Origin of the sequence: Embleya sp. NPDC020886, from assembly GCF_044333915.1 — a bacterium.
Lineage (GTDB): Bacteria > Actinomycetota > Actinomycetes > Streptomycetales > Streptomycetaceae > Embleya.
This window is the reverse complement of sequence record NZ_JBIRRX010000014.1, coordinates 216,744-234,460: the sequence shown is the minus strand read 5'-3', so window position 1 is coordinate 234,460 and position 17,717 is coordinate 216,744. Positions and strand designations below refer to the sequence as shown.

Here is a 17,717-nt window from a genome sequence, read left to right as displayed (position 1 = left end):
TCGATCACCCCGTTCTCCTCCGCCGTCCCCACCAACGGCCGCGCCGCCTCCGCCAACGCCGCCGCCGGCACCCGCGCCAACTGCTCCGGCGTCGCCTTCTCGTTGCCCTCGTCGTCGAGCCCGCCGCCCGCCAACAGATACGGCGCCTTCGCGTACGCGTGCTCCCGCAACGACATGATCAACAACTTCGGCGACAACGGCTTGCCCGTGTTCCACGCCGGACACTGCGACTGACACCGACCACACTCGGTACACGTCGAGAAGTCCAACAACCCCTTCCAGGTGAAATGCTCCACCTGCGAGACCCCGAACACCGCGTCGTCCGCCGGATCCTCGAAATCGATCACCACACCACCCGACCGCATCGGCTGCAACGCACCCAACGCGACCCCACCATCCGCCTCACGCTTGAAGTAGATGTTGAAGAACGCCAGGAACCGATGCCACGCAACACCCATGCTCGGGTTCAGACCGATCGTCACCGCCCACGCGCCGGTGGCGGTCAACTTGATCATCGCGGTCAGGTAGACCAGGTTCTCCAGCGTGGACTCGCTCAGGTCCTGGAACGCCAGGCTCAGCGGATACGACGCGAAGAAGCCCGCCTCGTAGTGGTCCACCCCCAGCAGGGCGGCCTCCAGGGCGCGCAGCGTCAGGATCGCGAGGCCGATCACCAGGATCGTCCACTCGACGTAGTACGCCTGCCAGGACACCGAGCCGGCGAACCGCGACTTGCGGCCCGGACGCGAGGGCAGGCTGAGCTGCCGGATGACCATCAGCACCACGATGCCGACGAAGGTGGCCAGCGCGATGAACTCGGTGAAGAGTTCGTACGGCAACCAGTCGCCGATCACCGGGAACACCCAGTGCGCGTCGAAGAGCTGGACGATCGCGGTGACGATGGTCAGGCCGAGGGTCAGGAAGCCGACGGCCACGAACCAGTGGGCCACGCCGACGACGCCCCACTTGAGCATTCGGGTGTGGCCGAGGAACTCCCGGCCGAGGGTCGCGGTGCGCTGCGCGGGTTGTCCGGTTCGGCTGCCGTCCGGCTGGCCGACCTGGACGAAACGATAGATGTGCGCGACGGCGCGCGCCGCGAGCGCGGCGCCGACCACCAAGGTGACCAGCGAGATCACGATCGCTGCGAGCTGCATGGGCGTTCGGCTCCTCCGGTGGGACGTCCCTTCCGGGGCGTGTATCGGCCGACAGCGTATGGCCGTGCGGGCATCTTACCCACTGGTAACTTAACCACTGCATCGATGATATCCGTCACGCTGGACGCTACCGGCTTCGCGGGTTTTGTCCGCTTCGCTCGGCCCTGGGTGATCTTGTCGTACCGCGCGTGTCGTGCCCGGCCCGACCATCGCCTGACGCCCCGTCAGATTCGTGTCCACAGGCATGCTGCCACGCCGAGGCGCCGGGACCCCCACCAGGTCCCGGCGCCGTGACAGGCCCGCCCGGCCGCGCGCCGAGCCGTTCGATCAGAGCGTCTTCGCGCCCGCCGGCTTGCGAGGCTGCACGACCAGGGTGTCGCTCGCCTCGTCCAGGTCGACCACGACCGTGTCGCCGTCGCCGATCTCGCCCGCGAGCAGCGCCCGAGCCAGCTTGTCGCCGATCGCGGTCTGGATCAGCCGACGCAGCGGGCGCGCGCCGTACGCCGGGTCGTACCCGGTCAGCGCGAGCCACTCGCGGGCCGCGTCGGTCACCGTGAGGGTGATCCGGCGGTCCTTGAGCCGGGCGCCGAGCCGGTCGACCTGGAGTCCGACGATGTGCGCGAGCTCCGCGGTGCCGAGCGCTTCGAAGAGCACGATGTCGTCGAGCCGGTTGAGGAACTCCGGCTTGAACGCGTTGCGCACGACGTCCATCACCATGCCCTGCTGCTGCTCCCGGGACAGCGCCGGGTCGACCAGGTACTGCGACCCCAGGTTCGAGGTCAGGATCAGCACCACGTTGCGGAAGTCGACCGTGCGGCCCTGGCCGTCGGTCAGTCGCCCGTCGTCGAGCACCTGGAGCAGCACGTCGAAGACCTCGGGGTGCGCCTTCTCCACTTCGTCCAGCAGCACCACCGAGTACGGCCGACGGCGGACCGCCTCGGTGAGCTGGCCGCCCTCCTCGTAGCCCACGTAGCCGGGCGGCGCACCGACCAGGCGCGCGACCGAGTGCTTCTCCGCGTACTCCGACATGTCGATCCGCACCATCGCGCGCTCGTCGTCGAAGAGGAAGTCGGCGAGCGACTTGGCCAGCTCGGTCTTGCCCACCCCGGTCGGGCCCAGGAACAGGAACGAGCCGGTCGGCCGGTCCGGGTCGGCGATGCCGGAGCGGGCCCGGCGGACCGCGTCGGACACCGCCGCCACGGCCGCCTGCTGGCCGACCAGCCGGCGTCCCAGCTCGTCCTCCATCCGCAGCAGCTTGCCGCGCTCGCCCTCCAGCAGCCGGCCTGCCGGGATGCCGGTCCAGGACGAGACCACATCGGCCACGTCGTCCGGGCCGACCTCCTCCTTGACCATCGCGGTGCCGTCCGTGCCCCGGTCCCCCTCGGTCGCGGCGGCCTCGGCCAGCTCGCGTTCCAGGGTCGGGATCCGGTCGTACATCAGCTTCGACGCGGTCTCGAAGTCGCCGTCGCGCTGGGCCCGCTCGGCCTCGCCGCGCGCGGCGTCCAGGCGCTCCTTGAGTTCGCCGACCCGGTTCAGGCCGGCCTTCTCCTGTTGCCACCGCGCGGTCAGGCCGCTGAGTTGCTCCTGCTTGTCCGCGAGGTCCTTGCGCAGTCGCTCCAGCCGCTCCCGGCTGGCCGCGTCGGTCTCCTTGGACAGCGCCATCTCCTCCATCCGCAGCCGGTCGACCGAGCGCTGCAACTCGTCGATCTCGACGGGGGAGGAGTCGATTTCCATCCGCAGCCGGGACGCCGCCTCGTCGACCAGGTCGATCGCCTTGTCGGGGAGGAAGCGCGCGGTGATGTAACGGTCGGACAGGGTGGCCGCGGCCACCAGGGCCGAGTCGGCGATCTGCACCTTGTGGTGCGCCTCGTACCGGCTCTTGAGCCCACGCAGGATCGCGATGGTGTCCTCGACGCTGGGCTCGCCCACGAACACCTGCTGGAACCGGCGTTCCAGCGCGGGGTCCTTCTCGATGTGCTTGCGGTATTCGTCCAGCGTGGTCGCGCCGACCAGGCGCAGTTCGCCGCGCGCGAGCATCGGCTTGAGCATGTTGCCCGCGTCCATCGAGCCGTCGCCGCTGGCACCCGCGCCCACCACGGTGTGCAGTTCGTCGATGAAGGTGACGACCTGGCCGTCGCTGGACTTGATCTCGTTCAGCACCGCCTTGAGCCGCTCCTCGAACTCGCCGCGGTACTTCGCGCCCGCGACCATCGCGCCCAGGTCGAGCGCGATCAGCCGCTTGTCGCGCAGCGACTCGGGTACGTCGCCGGCCACGATCCGGCGGGCCAGCCCCTCCACGACGGCGGTCTTGCCCACCCCGGGTTCACCGATCAGTACCGGGTTGTTCTTGGTGCGGCGGGACAACACCTGGACCACCCGGCGGATCTCCGAGTCGCGGCCGATGACCGGGTCGAGCTTGCCGTTGCGGGCCTCCTCGGTCAGGTCCCGGCCGTACTTCTCCAGTGCCTGGTAGGTGTTCTCCGGATCCTGCGAGGTGACCCGCGCGCTGCCGCGCACCGCCTTGAAGGAGTCGAGCAGTGCCTGCGGGGTGGCCCCCGCGTCGCGCAGCGCCTCGGCGACCGGGCCGGAGCGGCCGGACGCGAGTCCGACCAGGAGGTGCTCGGTGGACACGAACATGTCGCCGAGCTTGTCCGCCTGCTTCTCCGCCTCGTCCAGCGCGAGCATCGTCTCGCGGGCGAGCTGCGGCGCGGCCACCGTCGATCCGGACGCGCTCGGCAGGCGATCCGCGATCTGTCCGGCCGCGACCTTCAGGAGCGGCACGTCCACACCGGCCGCGCCGAGCAGCGGGACCGCGATCCCCTCGGGCTGTTCGAGCAGGGCGAGCAGCAGATGCGCGGGCTCCACCTGGGGGTGTCCCGCCGCGGAAGCCTTGCGGATGGCGACCGAAAGGGCCTCTTGGGCCTTGGTGGTGAGCTTCTGTGCATCCATGTGAGGTGTGCGACTCCTTCGATTCGGGCACGCGCTGTCACTGCCATCATCCCGTCCGTGCCGCGCGTGTACCGCACCCGAACGGTTCGTTGACTGTGAGAACCACAACTAAGTTGAGTCTATTCCACTCAACCGTGCGTCGGTGTGCATGCCTAGACTGCGGACATGCCAGATGTGTCCGGTGCCCTCGAAACACTCGACGCGCTTGCGGATGCGGCGGTACGGCTCATCCCGGCGGCGCCCGGGGCCGACCGTGTCGTGCTCGGCCTCGCCGGTCCGCCGGGAGCCGGGAAGTCCACGCTCGCCGGGCGCCTGGTGCGCGCGATCGAGCAGCGGGTCGGCGTCGGTACCGCCGCGTACGTGCCGCTCGACGGCTTCCACCTCTCGAATATGCAGCTCAAGCGGATCGGCCGGTTGCATCGCAAGGGCGCGGTGGACACGTTCGACGTGTGGGGCTACGCGACCACGCTGGCGCGCGTGGTGCACGAGGTGGACCGGGACGTGTACGTGCCGGACTACGACCGCACGCTGCACGAGCCGGTGGCCGCGCGGCACGTGGTCCGTCCCGGCACCCGGATCGTGGTGACCGAGGGCAACTACCTCGCCCTGGACGCCCCCGGCTGGACCGACGCCTACTGCCTGATGACCGAGGTCTGGTACGTGCACGCCTCGGACCGGGTCCGCGACGAGCGGTTGACCAGGCGTCAGCGCCGGGGCGGTCGCAGCCCCGGCGAGGCGATGGCCTGGGTCGCGGGCAGCGACCGCCCCAACGGCGAACTGGTCAAGCGTTCCAAATCCCGCTGCGCGCGGGTGGTCACCGTGGTCTGGTGACGGGCCCGAGCGGCGCGCCGATGCCGCGCGCCGAACCCCGCCGGCCGCGCCCGCTCTAGGTGAGCCACCCCGGCGTCGGCACCAACAGTTCCACGTTGCGGTCCTCCAACCGGCCCCGTCGGCCGTCCACCTTCGAGTCGGGGCGGTCGCGCTCCTGCCAGTCGTTGCCCGCGAGTTCGCGGGCCAGCGCGGCCAGCGCGACCGGGCTGTCCAGCTTGCCGCCGTTGGACTCGGGCCCGGCGGAGTCGACGATGGTGCCGTAGATGGAGAGCGTGCCGTTCTTGTTGTCGCCGATCTCCACGATCCGCGCCTGCGAGGGCCAGTCGATGTGCGACGCGGTGTTGATCTCCCAGAAGCCGCCGGGGACCGCGCTGCCCGCCGGCCGCGGGTAGGGCTTCACGTTGTTGTCGTGGGTGTGCCCGTTGACCCACAACACGACGTTCGGGAAGCGCAGCAACAGCGCCTGCACCTGCGGGCCCAGGATCCGCGCGGGTTGTCCCGAGGGCACCGTCTTGTTCACCAGCGTGTCGATGGTGTGGTGGCTGAACAGCACGAACAGCATGTCCTGGCCGGTGCCCTGGACCACCTTGCCCTGCTCGTCCAGGTAGCTGGAGCTGCCCTTGACCAGGTGGTCCTGGAGCCAGGCGAACTGGGTCGGGTCCAGGCAGCCGGAGTCCAGGCCGTACTGGTTCACCGTGTCCAGGACCAGGCAGCGCACCCGACCCTGGTCGAAGCTGTAGTACGCGGTCTTGGCGTCCAGGTTCGCCTGGGTGAAGCCGTGGCCCTTGGGCAGGCCACTGGTGTTGAAGTGTTCCTTGATCGTCTCCGCGCGGTCGATCAGCCGGCGGTCCGGGTCGGCGGTGACCTTGCGCTTGGGCCCCGACAGCAGCGCGGCGAGCGCGTCCGGCTTGCCGCTCTGCAGCCCGAGTGCGAGCGAGACGATGGTCTGACCCGCGGATATGTCGAGCACCTTCTCGTCGCCGACCGCGACCTTGGCCAGCAGTTCGTTGACCGGCAGGTTGCCCTGGACCAGGCCGTCGTGATTGCCGTACGCGCTGTACCAGGGGGTCTTCAGGCCGGTCGCCTCGAACGGACGCCGGCACGCGTCGAGCAGGCCCGGCACGGTGGGGAAGCCGTAGTCGCGCCGCGGCACGTCGTCCTTCTGCCCGGCCGGCGTGCCGTCCGGGTGCCAGTAGCGCTCGTGGTACGCGACCGCGTCCATCGGGCCCTCGTACTTGTTCCGGTCGCCCGAGTCCGGGGTGACCTTCTTTCCGCCGTCCAACACGTCGATGTACCAACGCAGTTCGTTGAACTGGATGTTGTCGGTGTTGTCGCCCGTGCAGATGGTGAAGGCGAGCGGCCGACCCAGCGCCGGGCCCTTGCCTATCCGGTTCAGCGACTGCACCATCGCCTCGGCGATCTGTGCGGTCAGCACCTCCTGCGGGCGATACGACGACTGGAACGGCAGCAGCTTCGCGAACGGCTGGTCCTTGTCGCTGTGCCGGTCCAGGAAGTCCACCCGCGCGGTCGACTGCGAGTCCTGGATGTGGATGTCGGTCAACTGGGTGAAGGCGACCAGCGGTTCGCTCTTGGCCTTGCTGCCCGGGCCGGCGCCCGGGGCCAGCTCGGTGCGCAGCAGGTGTGGTTCGCCGGGTCCGGCGACCACCTTGCGGTAGCCGCCCGCGCCGGGCGGGCCGAGCACCAGGGTGCGCTCCAGCGTGGTGCCGGCCGCGCCCGCCGGACCGCCGGGGCTCGGGGCGCCGGATTTGGGCGCCTCGCTCGACTTCTTCGTGTCCGGCTCGTCCTTGGCGTCGGTGCACGCCGCCGCTCCGAGCAGTGCCGCGCTCGCGGCCGAGTACTTCAGGACGTCCCGACGATTCGGCTTCATGCGGCGACCCTACTGACGCGTATCGAGCGGCATCAAGGTTGCTCGGAACCCCACCCGCGACCGCTCGGCCGGCCGAACCGCATGCACGAACGAGGGGCGCGGCCGAAGCCACGCCCCTGGGGGATCGCCGCCCGGCCGTGCGTCAGTCGGTGCGTCCGCGCCTGGGTTTCCAGACCACCAGCGCGGTGCCCGCCTGCGGTCGGACCGGGACCAGATCGCGCCGGTAGGAGGCGTGTACGGCCGCCTCGCGGCGGGCGCTCGCGTCGGTCGCCTCGTGCAGCCCGTGTTCCAACTCGGCCACGCGCATGCGCAGCGCGAGCACCTGGTTCTCCAGTTCCAGGATGCGTTTGATCCCGGCGAGGTTGATGCCGGCCTCCTGGGAGAGCCGCTGCACCTCGCGCAACTGCACGATGTCGCGGGCGGAGTAGCGCCGCCCGCGACCGGCCGTGCGGTCCGGCGAGACCAGGCCGAGTCGGTCGTACTGGCGCAACGTCTGCGGATGCAGGCCGGACAGTTGTGCGGCCACCGAGATCACGTAGACCGGCGAGGTCTCGTCGATCTCGTAGCCACGCCGCCCGCCGATGCCGCCGTCGCCGCCCAAACCGCCCGGTCGCATGTCATGCCCCCTTCGCCGCGTCCAACAGATCGGCTCGGGGATCGTGCGCGACGGTCGCCTCGCGGAACGCCTCCAGCGCCTCGCGCGCCTTGTCGTTCAGCAGTTGCGGAACCGTCACCTCGATGGTGACCAGGAGGTCGCCCCGAGTGCCGTCCTTGCGTGCCGCACCGCGCCCGCGCACGCGCAACGTGCGGCCGTTGCCCGTGCCCGCGGGGAGCTTGAGCGTGACCGGGACGCCGCCCAGGGTGGGCACGGTGATCTCCGCCCCGAGCGCGGCCTCCGGAAAGGTGACCGGCACGGTGACCGTGAGGTTGTCGCCCTTGCGGCCGAATACGGCGTGCGACTTGACGTGCACCACGACGTAGAGGTCGCCGGAGGGGCCGCCGCGCTCGCCGGGAGCGCCCTTGCCTTTGAGCCGGATCCGCTGGCCGTCCTGGACCCCGGCCGGTATCCGGACCTGCATCGTGCGCGAACTCTTGGCCCGACCGCTGCCGTTGCACACGATGCACGGGTCGTCCACCAGCAGCCCGCGGCCCTTGCAGTCGCGGCACGGCTCGGAGAAGCCGAAGCCGCCCTGCGGCCGACTGACGTTGCCGGAACCGGCGCAGGTCGGACACATCCGCGGGGTGGTGCCCGCGGCCGCGCCCGTGCCGTTGCAGTGCCGACACGGCTCGGAGCTGGTCAGTCGGATCGGCACGGTGGCGCCGTCGACCGCGTCCGCGAAGCCGAGGGTGACCTCGGACTCCACGTCCGAACCGCGCCGGGGCTGCTGGCGTCCGGTCTGGCGACCGCCGCCGAACAGCCCGCCGAAGATGTCGCCCAGCCCACCGGCGTTGCCCGCACCGCTCTGTTGCTGGCCACCGAAGATGTCGCCGAGGTCGAAGGGGAAACCGCCGGCGCCGCCCTGGCCGCCGCCGGGGCCGCGGAAGCCGCCCCCGCTGCCGAACAGGGTGCGCGCCTCGTCGTACTCCTTGCGCCGCTTGTCGTCGGCGAGCACGTCGTAGGCTTCCGAGATCTCCTTGAACCGTTCCTCGGCCTTGGTGTCACCCTTGTTCTTGTCCGGGTGGAACTCGACGGCGAGCTTGCGGTAGGCCTTCTTGATCTCGGCGGTGCCGGCGTCCTTGGGGACGCCGAGCACCTTGTAGTAGTCCTTCTCCAGGTAGTCCTTCGTACTCATGCGCCCCTCGCCGATCGGGTCGGGGAGCCCTCGTGCTCCGAGCGCCCGTTTCCGGATCCACTCCACCCGCGCATCGGCGTCCCTCCTCTCCGCTTCTCGTCGTCTGGTTCCCGGTGACGGTTCAGCTTCCGGCCGCTTCGCCCGACTCCTCCGGACCGCCCTCGGCTTCCGCCGTGGGTTCCGCGACCGCCACCCGCGCCGGTCGGATGATCCGCTCGCCGACCTGGTAACCGGGCTGCAGGATCTCCACGCACGTGGGTTCGGTGACATCGGTCGCATACGAGTGCAGCAACGCCTCGTGCACCGTCGGGTCGAACGCGTCGCCCTTGGAACCGAAGCTCTGCAGCCCCATCTTGGCCACGATCGACTCCAGCGATTCGGCGACCGACTTGAAGCCGCCCGCCAGTTCGCCGTGGTCACGGGCCCGACCGATGTCGTCGAGCACCGGGAGCAGTTCGCTCAGCACCTTGATGGCGGCCAGTTCGCCCGCCACGTTGCGGTCCCGCTCGACGCGCTTGCGGTAGTTCGCGTACTCGGCCTGAAGCCGTTGCAGGTCGGCCGTGCGCTCGCCGAGCTGGTTGCGCAGCTCGGCCAGCTCCGCCGCCCCGGGGGCCGGGGCCGCCGCCGAGGCGGCGGTCCCGGTTTCCGGCTTCGGCTCTGTCTCTTGGGCGTCGCCCGGGACGGCGCCGTGGTTCGAGCCGGTCCCTTCGGTCACGCAGCACCGCCCTTACGGTCCTCGTCGACGATCTCGGCGTCCACGACGTCGTCGTCGGCAGTGTTGCCCGCCGCGTCGCCGGTCGAACCGGCCGCGCCCTCGGCACCCGGCTGGGCGTTCGCGTACATCGCGGTGCCCAGCTTCTGGCTCGTGGTGCTGACCTTCTCCGCGGCGTCGCGGATGGCGGCCAGGTCCTCGCCCTTGAGCGCGTCCTTGAGCTCGGTCAGCGACGTCTCGACCTCGGTCTTGACGTCGGCCGGCACCTTGTCGCTGTTGTCCTTGATGAACTTCTCGGTGGTGTACACCAGTTGTTCGGCCTGGTTGCGGGTCTCCGCGGCCTCGCGACGCTGGTGGTCCTCCTCCGCGTGCGCCTCCGCCTCGCGCATCATCCGGTCGATGTCGTCCTTGGGCAGGCCCGAGCCGCCGGTGATGGTCATCGACTGCTCCTTGCCCGTGCCCAGGTCCTTCGCGGACACGTGCACGATGCCGTTGGCGTCGATGTCGAAGGTGACCTCGATCTGCGGCAGCCCGCGCGGGGCCGGCGGCAGACCGGTCAGCTCGAACATGCCGAGCTTCTTGTTGTAGGCGGCGATCTCGCGCTCGCCCTGGAACACCTGGATCTGCACCGACGGCTGATTGTCCTCGGCCGTGGTGAAGATCTCCGAACGCTTGGTCGGGATCGTGGTGTTGCGCTCGATCAGCTTGGTCATGATGCCGCCCTTGGTCTCGATACCGAGAGACAGCGGCGTCACGTCCAGCAGCAGGACGTCCTTGACCTCACCCTTGAGCACACCGGCCTGGAGCGCGGCGCCGACGGCGACGACCTCGTCCGGGTTCACACCCTTGTTCGGCTCCTTGCCGCCGGTGAGCTCGCGCACCACGTCGGCCACGGCCGGCATCCGGGTCGAGCCGCCGACCAGGACGATGTGGTCGATCGCCGAGAGCGGGATGCCCGCGTCCTCGATGACCTTCTGGAACGGCACCTTGGTGCGGTCGAGCAGGTCCTGGGTGAGCTGCTGGAACTGGGCGCGGGTGAGCTTCTCGTCCAGGTGCAGCGGGCCCTCGGCCGAGGCCGTGATGTAGGGCAGGTTGATCGAGGTCTCCATCGAGGAGGACAGCTCGATCTTGGCCTTCTCCGCCGCCTCGCGCAGGCGCTGGAGGGCCATCTTGTCCTTGGACAGGTCCACGCCGTGCGCGTTCTGGAACTGCTTGACCAGGTGGTCCATCACCCGCTGGTCCCAGTCGTCGCCGCCGAGGTGGTTGTCACCGTTGGTGGCCTTGACCTCGACCACGCCGTCGCCGATCTCCAGGAGCGACACGTCGAACGTGCCGCCACCGAGGTCGAAGACGAGGATGGTCTGCTCGTCGGCCTTGTCCAGGCCGTACGCCAGCGCCGCCGCGGTGGGCTCGTTGACGATGCGCAGGACCTTCAGGCCGGCGATCTCGCCGGCTTCCTTGGTCGCCTGGCGCTCGGCGTCGTTGAAGTACGCCGGCACGGTGATGACCGCGTCGGTGACCTTCTCACCGAGGTACGCCTCGGCGTCGCGCTTGAGCTTCATCAGGATGCGGGAGCTGATCTCCTGCGCGGTGTACTTCTTGTCGTCGATCGCCACGGACCACGTGGTGCCCACGTGACGCTTGACGGAACGGATGGTCCGGTCGACGTTGGTGACGGCCTGACGCTTGGCCACCTCGCCGACGAGCACTTCACCGTTCTTCGCGAAGGCAACCACGGACGGTGTGGTCCGCGACCCCTCCGCGTTGGTGATGACGGTCGACTCGCCGCCTTCCAGAACGCTGACGACGGAGTTCGTCGTACCGAGGTCGATACCGACCGCACGTGCCATGATTCGCTTCCTCCACGGAAAGAGTTGAGTGGTTGTCGCTCAAGGATGAGCCGTCGGGTGCAACCGGTCAAATCGCTTGAGTATTCCTGACTCAACTTTAGTGCCTCGTGGCCTGTGAGGGGCGGCTTCGGGGCGATGATCCGATGGTCGAGACGCTTGACGTCATCGAAACGTTGTGCGCCCCGGGAGACTTATTTAGGTGAATGTCGCCACAAACGACACCCTTGACCGCTGCGGCCCCACCATGCACATGGCAGCATGTCTCAGCGCCTGCTGCCTGCACGAAAATCGCCAGGCGAAGCCGAGATCCGAGGGGGACCTCCCGATGAGCGATGGTCAGGGCTATCCGCCTGTGCCGCCGATGCCACCCGGCCCGCCGGGACAACCGGGACAGCAGGGACAGCCGGGCCCGCCGCAGGGTGGCTATCCGCCGCAGGCCGGCTTTCCGCAACAGCAGCAGAGCGGCTTTCCGCAACAACAGGGGCAGCCGGGCGGCTTCCAGGAGTCCGGCGGCTATCCGTACCCGCAGTACAGCCAGTACGGGCACTACCAGCAGTACGCGCAGAACCCGGTCCCGTTGGGCCCGGACGGTCAACCGCCGCGCGGGGGACGCAGCAAGAAGGTGATCGGCACCTGGATCGCCGGTATCACGGGTGCCATCGTCGCGTCCGTCGTGGTCGCGCTGGTCGGTTTCGACGACCCGACCGACAAGAAGGACCCCGAGGCGCAGAAGACCACGGCCGCGCCGATCGTCACCGGCAAGGCGCCCGCGCCGGAGAACACCGCCGCGACCGGCCCCAAGAAGGCCGACATCACCAACCAGCTCAAGATCCCGGACGCGCTGCCCGCGATCACCGGGCCCAAGTTCGGCAATGTCTCGGTCGACCCGAAGTCCTGGCCCAAGGCCTGCGACCTGTTGACCGACGAGGAGATCAAGCAGGTCATCCCCGAGGCGACCATCCGCGAGCGCAAGAGCTTCATGGGCCGCTACTCGAACATCTTCGGCAAGAACGTCAACGACAACGAGTGCGACGTCCTGCTCGACCTGCCGAACCTGCAGTCCTCGGACTACCCCGCGAAGATCAACGTCACCACGTACGGCTACAAGCCGTTGGCCGACGAGAAGGCCTCCTTCGACAAGGAGAAGACGCGGACCGAGACGGCCGCCAAGGCCTACCCGGACCAGTACGACGACATCCCGGCCGCCAAGCTCGGCGTGGACGGGTCGTTCCGCGACAACCGCACGGTGCAGATCTCCAAGAACGGGTTCCGGGTGTGGGTCACCCTGGACGCCCAGATCGAGGACTCGCAGGGCAACCCGCTCAAGGGCTCCACCATGGCGCGTCAGTACGGTCCGACCGTGGCCGCAGTCGTCGGGCAGAAGCTGTGAGCGGGGGTTGGCCGCAGCAGCCCGGGCAACAGGGCGGTGGTTACGGTCAGCCCGGGCAGTACCCACAACACCCGCAGCAGCAGCCGCCCTTCCCGCAGCAGCACGGCTATCCGCAACAGCCCGGCCACCCGCCGCAGCAGCCCGGCTACCCGCCGCCGGGGGCGTACGGACCGCCCGGCCACCCGTACGGGCAGCCCACCCCGCCGCCGCGGCGGAACAACCGGATCGCGCTGTGGGCCGCGGTCGCCGTCGTCGTGGTCGGCGCCGCCGTCGGCGGCTTCGTGCTGCTGAACAAGGACGACGACGACAAGGACACCGCCAAGTCCGGCCCGACCTCGGTCGGCACCGCGAAGCCCGGCGCCTCCGGCGGGGGCAAGAGCGGCCAACCCGGCCAACCCGGCCAAAGTGCCGAGCCGATCGATCGCCCGATGGTTTTCCCCGCAGCGCCGCCCACCGACGCCGGGGCAAAATTCAACGCGACCAACGACGGCAAGACCTGGCCGAAGGCGTGCGAGATGTTGTCGGACGCGCAGATCGGGTCGGTCGTCAAGGGCGCCACGATCAAGACCAGGAAGCCGGACACGACCGTCTCGGTCAAGTACGACTTCCCGGGCGCGGCGGACAACCAGTGCAACTTCGATCTCGCTGTTCCGGACCCGAACAATCCGAAGTATCCGACGTACGCCAAGATCGAGCTCACTCTCCACGAGGTGAGCACGCCGGCGATCGCGAAGGGCCACTACGGCGACACCAAGAAGAGCCGCGGACGCAAGCCGTTCGGCACGTTCGAGGAACTGGGCACGAAGCTGGGCACCGACGACGCGTTCCGCGACGACGCTTACATCTACTTCCACAAGGGCCCGTACTACGTGCAGTTGTACATGGCCAGTGGACTGAGCGGTCCGGGCGGGGCGCGGCTGCCGAGCGACGACGCCGTCAAGCAGTACGGGCCGACGCTCATCGGCTACCTCGTGGCACGGATGTAAACCGCGGTCCGCGCGGCAGGGCAGCAACGACAGCGCATCGGAACAGCGCATCGGATCAGGTATCGGGAGGAACACGGGGATGGTACGAATCGGGAACCCAGGAGGGAACCAGTACGGCGGGCCGCCGCAGCAGCAGCCGCCGTACGGTCAGCCCGGGATGTACCAACAGCCGTACCCCGGTGGCCCGATGCCGCCCCAGCAGCCACCGCGCCGAAGCAAGCTGAAGCCGATCCTGGGCTGGATCGGCGTGGTGGTCGGCGGTGTGCTGGCCACGGTCGCGGCCTCGTACATCGTCGACGAGATCAACAAGAAGAACGACAAGGGCGACAAGCCGGTGGCGGAGAACGGCATCGCGTTCCCCGAGGGCTACACGCCGCCGCCGGGGGTGGCGGTCGTGGACGGCCCGAAGTTCCGCGCGTCGGGGGACACCGGGACGTGGCCGGACGCGTGCACGATGTTGTCCGACAAGGAGATCCAGAACGCGATCCCGGACGCGAGCATCGTGGGCTCGCGGCAGGGGCGCAAGGGCGCCAAGACGCCCCGGAACTTCGAGTGCTCGGTGCAGATCAAGTTGCCCAACCTGCAGAGCCCCACCGAGCTCGGCAAGCTCACCATGACCATCAAGGCGATCGGCGACGCCGGACCGGTCAAGGACGCGTACGAGAAGGCCAAGGCGGAGGCGGCGCCGTTCGCCGGCTACGAGGACCTGGGCAACAAGCTCTTCGTCCAGGACGCGTTCCGTCAGAGCGGCAAGCTCAACTTGTACAAGCAGGGCGCCAAGCCGGACTCGCCGGGCTACTACGTGGTCCTGGAAGTCCTCGCGATGACCAAGGATTCGACGGGCGCCAACGACGCACCCGACACCTGGACGAAGAAGGCCGGACCGGCTCTGGTGCGCGTCCTCAACATCAAGATGACGGACGACTGATCCGCCGCTGTCCCACGACGGTTCGTCCCCACGGGAGCACTCGATGACCGGCCAATACAACAGCCCGAACTCCGGCCAGTACTCCGGCCAGGGGCCCGGCTACCCGCCGCAGGGCGGCTACGGCCAGCAGCCGCCGCCGGGCCAGTACGGCGGGCCCGGCCAGTACGGCGGGCCGCCGGGCTACGGCCCGCCCGGCTATCCGCAGCCGTATCCGCCCGAGCCGCCGCGGCCCAACCGCCGCAAGCAGGTCTTCAGTTGGCTGGCCGTGCTCGCGGGGGGCACGGCGGCGACGGTGATCGCGGCACTGCTGATCAACGGCACGGACGGCAAGAAGAACGAAGCGGTCAAGCTGCCCCCCACGGAGAGCGTGCGCAAGCTGGAGAGCTTCGACCCGAACGCGGTCGGCGCCACCCCGACCGAGGCGGCCTCGAAGGCCGCCTCGCGTCCCGAGGCGCCGCCCGCGCCCAAGAGCGGCGGCAGGTTCGCGCCGGTGGCGAGCGACATGTCCACCTGGCCGGACGTATGCGATCTGATCCGGCCGGAGGAGATCGCCAAGGTCATCCCCGAGGTGATCACCCAGGAGGAACAGGGCACCGCCAACGCGGTCGGCTCCTACAAGTCCCGGGGCCCGGCGCTGCGCAGCACGACCTGCCTGTACACGATGACCTCCAAGCGCGGCTTCGGCTACAGCAACGTGATCAAGGTGAACATCCAGTTCGACAACATCGACGCTCCCAAGGAGCTCGACTACTCCTGGAACCTCGGCAAGAACAGCGCGCAGCGGGTCGCGTCCGACTTCAAGGCGATCGGTACGGCGGGGGGCGCCGACGACGCCTACTACTCGAGCAACACCCTGCGGCTGCGCAAGGGGCAGTACGTCCTCCAGATCGGCGGTACGGGCAGCCTCACCAAGGAGGGCACCGACTCGCCCTGGTCCGGCTGGCAGGGCGAACTGCTGCCGAAGTTCATCTCGACCATCACCGCCAAGATCTGAGCCCGTCGCACCGGGCGCCCGGCGGGGCGGCGACCGCCACCCGCCGGGCCACAGGTCTACTCGTCGCGGTGCACCGTGTTCGGCGCGAAGCCCGGGAGGCAGACGGCGATGTAGTCGGCGCCCTCGGTCGTCCTGGTGCTGTAGCGCACCCACTCGCCGGCGGCGGTGTGGATGCCCTGGCCGGCGGCGACCTCCTGGCTGCCGCCCTCGAACTCGACGGTCAGCACGCCGCGCAGGACGACCGTGTACTCGTCGAACTCGGGGCGCTGGCCCGGCTCCTCCCAGCCGCCCGGGCTGGTCATGTGCGCGATGCTGAGCGCCTCGTCGCCGGTGTTGACCCGGCCGACGAACTCGCGAATGGTCTTGGGGATGTTGCCCGCCGCCTCGACGACCGTGGGCTTTTCGATGAAGTTCGGCATGGGCCCATCCTGTCCCAGAGCGCCGATAAATCGTTGGCGGCCCCGCCCGGCCGCTTGGGACCGTGTCGACGGCGCGGATTCACCGCCAGGCGAGCGCAGGGAAGGGGCGGGGCATGTCCACACTCAGGGTCACGGTCGAGCGGTTGGTCGTGCACGCACACCCGAACGCCGACGCGCTGGAGCTGGCCCAGGTCGGGCTGTACCGCGCCGTGGTCGCCAAGGGCGCCTATGTCACCGGTGACGTGGCGCTGTACATCCCGGAGCAGGCGGTGCTGCCGGACCCGCTGATCGAGGAGCTCGGGCTCACCGGGCGGCTCGCCGGGTCGGCGAAGAACCGGGTCCGGGCGATCCGGCTGCGCGGCGAGCTGTCCCAGGGCATCGTGTGCCGGCCGGCCGCGTTGGCGGGCCTGGACCGGGCCGCCGCGCTCGCCGACGACGAGGACTTCGCCGAGCTGCTGGGCATCGTCAAGTGGGTGCCGCCGATCCCCGTGCACATGAGCGGCGACATCGTGTCCGCGGCCGAGTTGCTGCCGTGGGTCGACATCGAGAACGTACGGCGCTACCCGGCGCTGTTCACCGCCGGCGAGCCGGTGGTGGCGACCGAGAAGATCCACGGGACCGCGTGCCTGTACACCTATGTGGCCGACACCGGCGAGAGCTTCGTCTCCTCGAAGGGCTTCGGCGCGCGGTCGCAGGCGTTGGTCCGGGACGAGTCCAACCTCTACTGGCGCAGCGTGCTCGCGCACCGGCTGCCCGAGGTCGCCGCGGCGTTGGCCGCGCGCTTCGGCGCGGCCCGGGTGGGCGTGTTCGGCGAGGTGTTCGGGCAGGGTGTGCAGGACCTGGCGTACGGCGCGCAGGGTCGATCGGAGCTGCCGGGCTACGCGGTCTTCGATGTCGCGTTCGCGGACGCCGCCGGTGTGGTGCGCCGGGTGGACGCCGAGCAACTCGCGGACCTGCTCGCCGGCTTGCCGGTCGCGCCGCCGGTGGTGCCGACGTTGTACACCGGGCCCTACGACGAGGCCGCGCTGTTGGCCCTGGCCGAGGGCCGGGAGACGGTCTCGGGCACGGGTGCGCACCTGCGGGAGGGGCTCGTGGTGCGCCCCGCCCGGGAGCGGTACAGCGACGTGGTCGGCGGGCGGGCGATCGGCAAGATCGTCTCCGCGGCCTACCTCACCCGCAAGGGCGGCACCGAGTACGAATAGGGGCTCGGGCGTGGCCCACCGCCCTGGGCCGAATGAGAGAGGATGGCGTGCATACGTCTGGAGAGGATCCTTCATGAGCATCGACCCGTCCTCGCTTCCGAGGTCGACCTTCGTTCCGGCCGCACCGGTCGTCAAGCCGTCGGCGGATCTGATCAATCAGGTCCTCGACGAGCTTCAGGTGAACCATTTCACCGACGAGGAAGGTGACATCTGCGCGCCGTGGGACGGCTTCCGCGTCTACTTCATGCTGCGCGGTGACAAGCACGAGATCTTCACGGTCCGGATGTTCCTCGATCGTGCGTTCGACCCGGCCGAGCGGCCGCGGATGCTGGAGCTGCTCGACGAGTGGCACCGCCAGTTCTTCTGGCCCAAGGTCTACACGCACGAGCACGAGGACAAGCTGCGGCTGATCGGCGAGGCCCAGCTCGACTGCGAGCCCGGCATCAACCGCGAGCTGTTCGTGTTCACCACGCGTGCGTGGATCAGCACGTGTATCTCGTTCGGGAACTGGATCAACGAGCAGTACGGCCCCGAGGACGAGCCGGCCGCCGACGACCAGGCGTAACCGCCGCGCCCGTGTGTGGGGGCACCCACCCCCACTCACGGGCGCCGGTTTCCGCTCGG

14 protein-coding genes and 1 pseudogene are annotated in these 17,717 nt (G+C 69.5%); 7 read left to right on the top strand and 8 right to left on the bottom strand.

Annotation, left to right across the window (positions count from 1 at the left end; genetic code table 11):
- A pseudogene (locus ACH4U8_RS36575) lies at nt 1-1,151 on the bottom strand (Fe-S oxidoreductase); the annotation flags it as partial.
- A 327-nt stretch (nt 1,152-1,478) separates the two neighbouring features.
- Complete coding sequence (gene clpB / locus ACH4U8_RS36570) at nt 1,479-4,100, bottom strand: ATP-dependent chaperone ClpB (protein WP_395782579.1); 2,622 nt, start codon at nt 4,098-4,100, stop codon at nt 1,479-1,481.
- A 165-nt stretch (nt 4,101-4,265) separates the two neighbouring features.
- On the opposite strand from clpB, the gene ACH4U8_RS36565 reads away from it, so the two are divergent.
- A complete protein-coding gene (locus tag ACH4U8_RS36565; protein ID WP_360324733.1) occupies nt 4,266-4,931 on the top strand; it encodes a nucleoside/nucleotide kinase family protein in 666 nt (221 codons plus the stop codon).
- 55 nt (nt 4,932-4,986) lie between these two features.
- Here the strand turns inward: ACH4U8_RS36565 and ACH4U8_RS36560 are convergent, their stop codons facing one another.
- The 5 genes from ACH4U8_RS36560 to dnaK all read right to left on the bottom strand — a co-directional run bounded on the left by ACH4U8_RS36560 (nt 4,987) and on the right by dnaK (nt 11,174).
- Nucleotides 4,987-6,819 carry a TIGR03767 family metallophosphoesterase gene (locus ACH4U8_RS36560; RefSeq protein WP_360324736.1) on the bottom strand — a complete coding sequence of 611 codons (1,833 nt, stop codon included), beginning with the start codon at nt 6,817-6,819 and terminating at the stop codon, nt 4,987-4,989.
- Nucleotides 6,820-6,961: 142 nt separating this feature from the next.
- On the bottom strand, nt 6,962-7,435 hold the full coding sequence (locus tag ACH4U8_RS36555) for a heat shock protein transcriptional repressor HspR (protein WP_360324738.1): 474 nt from the start codon (nt 7,433-7,435) through the stop codon (nt 6,962-6,964).
- A 1-nt stretch (nt 7,436) separates the two neighbouring features.
- Nucleotides 7,437-8,612 (bottom strand): molecular chaperone DnaJ, encoded by a 1,176-nt coding sequence (gene dnaJ, locus ACH4U8_RS36550; protein WP_360324740.1) that lies wholly within the window; start codon nt 8,610-8,612, stop codon nt 7,437-7,439.
- A gap of 121 nt (nt 8,613-8,733) precedes the next feature.
- Complete coding sequence (gene grpE / locus ACH4U8_RS36545; RefSeq protein ID WP_360324742.1) at nt 8,734-9,327, bottom strand: nucleotide exchange factor GrpE; 594 nt, start codon at nt 9,325-9,327, stop codon at nt 8,734-8,736.
- On the bottom strand, nt 9,324-11,174 hold the full coding sequence (gene dnaK, locus ACH4U8_RS36540) for a molecular chaperone DnaK (protein WP_395782578.1): 1,851 nt from the start codon (nt 11,172-11,174) through the stop codon (nt 9,324-9,326). Before dnaK ends, grpE begins: the two co-directional genes overlap by 4 nt.
- Before the next feature lie 325 nt (nt 11,175-11,499).
- Between dnaK and ACH4U8_RS36535 the strand changes: the two genes are divergently transcribed.
- From ACH4U8_RS36535 to ACH4U8_RS36520, 4 genes are all read left to right on the top strand, one after another.
- Nucleotides 11,500-12,564, top strand: coding sequence for a hypothetical protein (locus ACH4U8_RS36535; RefSeq protein ID WP_395782577.1), 1,065 nt, complete (start codon nt 11,500-11,502; stop codon nt 12,562-12,564).
- Nucleotides 12,561-13,550, top strand: a complete 990-nt coding sequence (locus tag ACH4U8_RS36530; RefSeq protein ID WP_395782576.1) for a hypothetical protein — start codon at nt 12,561-12,563, stop codon at nt 13,548-13,550. Before ACH4U8_RS36535 ends, ACH4U8_RS36530 begins: the two co-directional genes overlap by 4 nt.
- A 79-nt stretch (nt 13,551-13,629) precedes the next feature.
- On the top strand, nt 13,630-14,478 hold the full coding sequence (locus ACH4U8_RS36525) for a hypothetical protein (protein WP_360312185.1): 849 nt from the start codon (nt 13,630-13,632) through the stop codon (nt 14,476-14,478).
- A 43-nt stretch (nt 14,479-14,521) separates the two neighbouring features.
- The gene (locus ACH4U8_RS36520) at nt 14,522-15,472 is read left to right on the top strand and encodes a hypothetical protein (RefSeq protein ID WP_360312183.1); all 951 of its coding nucleotides are present in this window, start codon (nt 14,522-14,524) and stop codon (nt 15,470-15,472) included.
- Nucleotides 15,473-15,528: 56 nt separating this feature from the next.
- Here the strand turns inward: ACH4U8_RS36520 and ACH4U8_RS36515 are convergent, their stop codons facing one another.
- A complete protein-coding gene (locus ACH4U8_RS36515) occupies nt 15,529-15,891 on the bottom strand; it encodes a cupin (protein WP_360312181.1) in 363 nt (120 codons plus the stop codon).
- A gap of 113 nt (nt 15,892-16,004) precedes the next feature.
- On the opposite strand from ACH4U8_RS36515, the gene ACH4U8_RS36510 reads away from it, so the two are divergent.
- Together ACH4U8_RS36510 and ACH4U8_RS36505 are read left to right on the top strand one after the other, a co-directional pair.
- Nucleotides 16,005-17,093, top strand: a complete 1,089-nt coding sequence (locus ACH4U8_RS36510) for an RNA ligase (ATP) (RefSeq protein WP_395782575.1) — start codon at nt 16,005-16,007, stop codon at nt 17,091-17,093.
- A gap of 73 nt (nt 17,094-17,166) precedes the next feature.
- Nucleotides 17,167-17,658, top strand: a complete 492-nt coding sequence (locus tag ACH4U8_RS36505; RefSeq protein WP_360312177.1) for a YbjN domain-containing protein — start codon at nt 17,167-17,169, stop codon at nt 17,656-17,658.
- The last annotated feature ends 59 nt before the right edge of the window (nt 17,659-17,717 follow it).

What these genes read in the sequence shown, in the direction of transcription:
- ACH4U8_RS36525 (WP_360312185.1), top strand. Translation starts at nt 13,630, where the DNA reads ATGGTACGAATCGGGAACCCAGGAGGGAACCAGTACGGCGGGCCGCCG.
- ACH4U8_RS36515 (WP_360312181.1), bottom strand. Translation starts at nt 15,891, where the DNA reads ATGCCGAACTTCATCGAAAAGCCCACGGTCGTCGAGGCGGCGGGCAAC.
- clpB (WP_395782579.1), bottom strand. Translation starts at nt 4,100, where the DNA reads ATGGATGCACAGAAGCTCACCACCAAGGCCCAAGAGGCCCTTTCGGTC.
- dnaK (WP_395782578.1), bottom strand. Translation starts at nt 11,174, where the DNA reads ATGGCACGTGCGGTCGGTATCGACCTCGGTACGACGAACTCCGTCGTC.
- ACH4U8_RS36565 (WP_360324733.1), top strand. Translation starts at nt 4,266, where the DNA reads ATGCCAGATGTGTCCGGTGCCCTCGAAACACTCGACGCGCTTGCGGAT.
- ACH4U8_RS36555 (WP_360324738.1), bottom strand. Translation starts at nt 7,435, where the DNA reads ATGCGACCGGGCGGTTTGGGCGGCGACGGCGGCATCGGCGGGCGGCGT.
- ACH4U8_RS36520 (WP_360312183.1), top strand. Translation starts at nt 14,522, where the DNA reads ATGACCGGCCAATACAACAGCCCGAACTCCGGCCAGTACTCCGGCCAG.
- ACH4U8_RS36510 (WP_395782575.1), top strand. Translation starts at nt 16,005, where the DNA reads ATGTCCACACTCAGGGTCACGGTCGAGCGGTTGGTCGTGCACGCACAC.
- ACH4U8_RS36535 (WP_395782577.1), top strand. Translation starts at nt 11,500, where the DNA reads ATGAGCGATGGTCAGGGCTATCCGCCTGTGCCGCCGATGCCACCCGGC.
- ACH4U8_RS36560 (WP_360324736.1), bottom strand. Translation starts at nt 6,819, where the DNA reads ATGAAGCCGAATCGTCGGGACGTCCTGAAGTACTCGGCCGCGAGCGCG.
- ACH4U8_RS36505 (WP_360312177.1), top strand. Translation starts at nt 17,167, where the DNA reads ATGAGCATCGACCCGTCCTCGCTTCCGAGGTCGACCTTCGTTCCGGCC.
- dnaJ (WP_360324740.1), bottom strand. Translation starts at nt 8,612, where the DNA reads ATGAGTACGAAGGACTACCTGGAGAAGGACTACTACAAGGTGCTCGGC.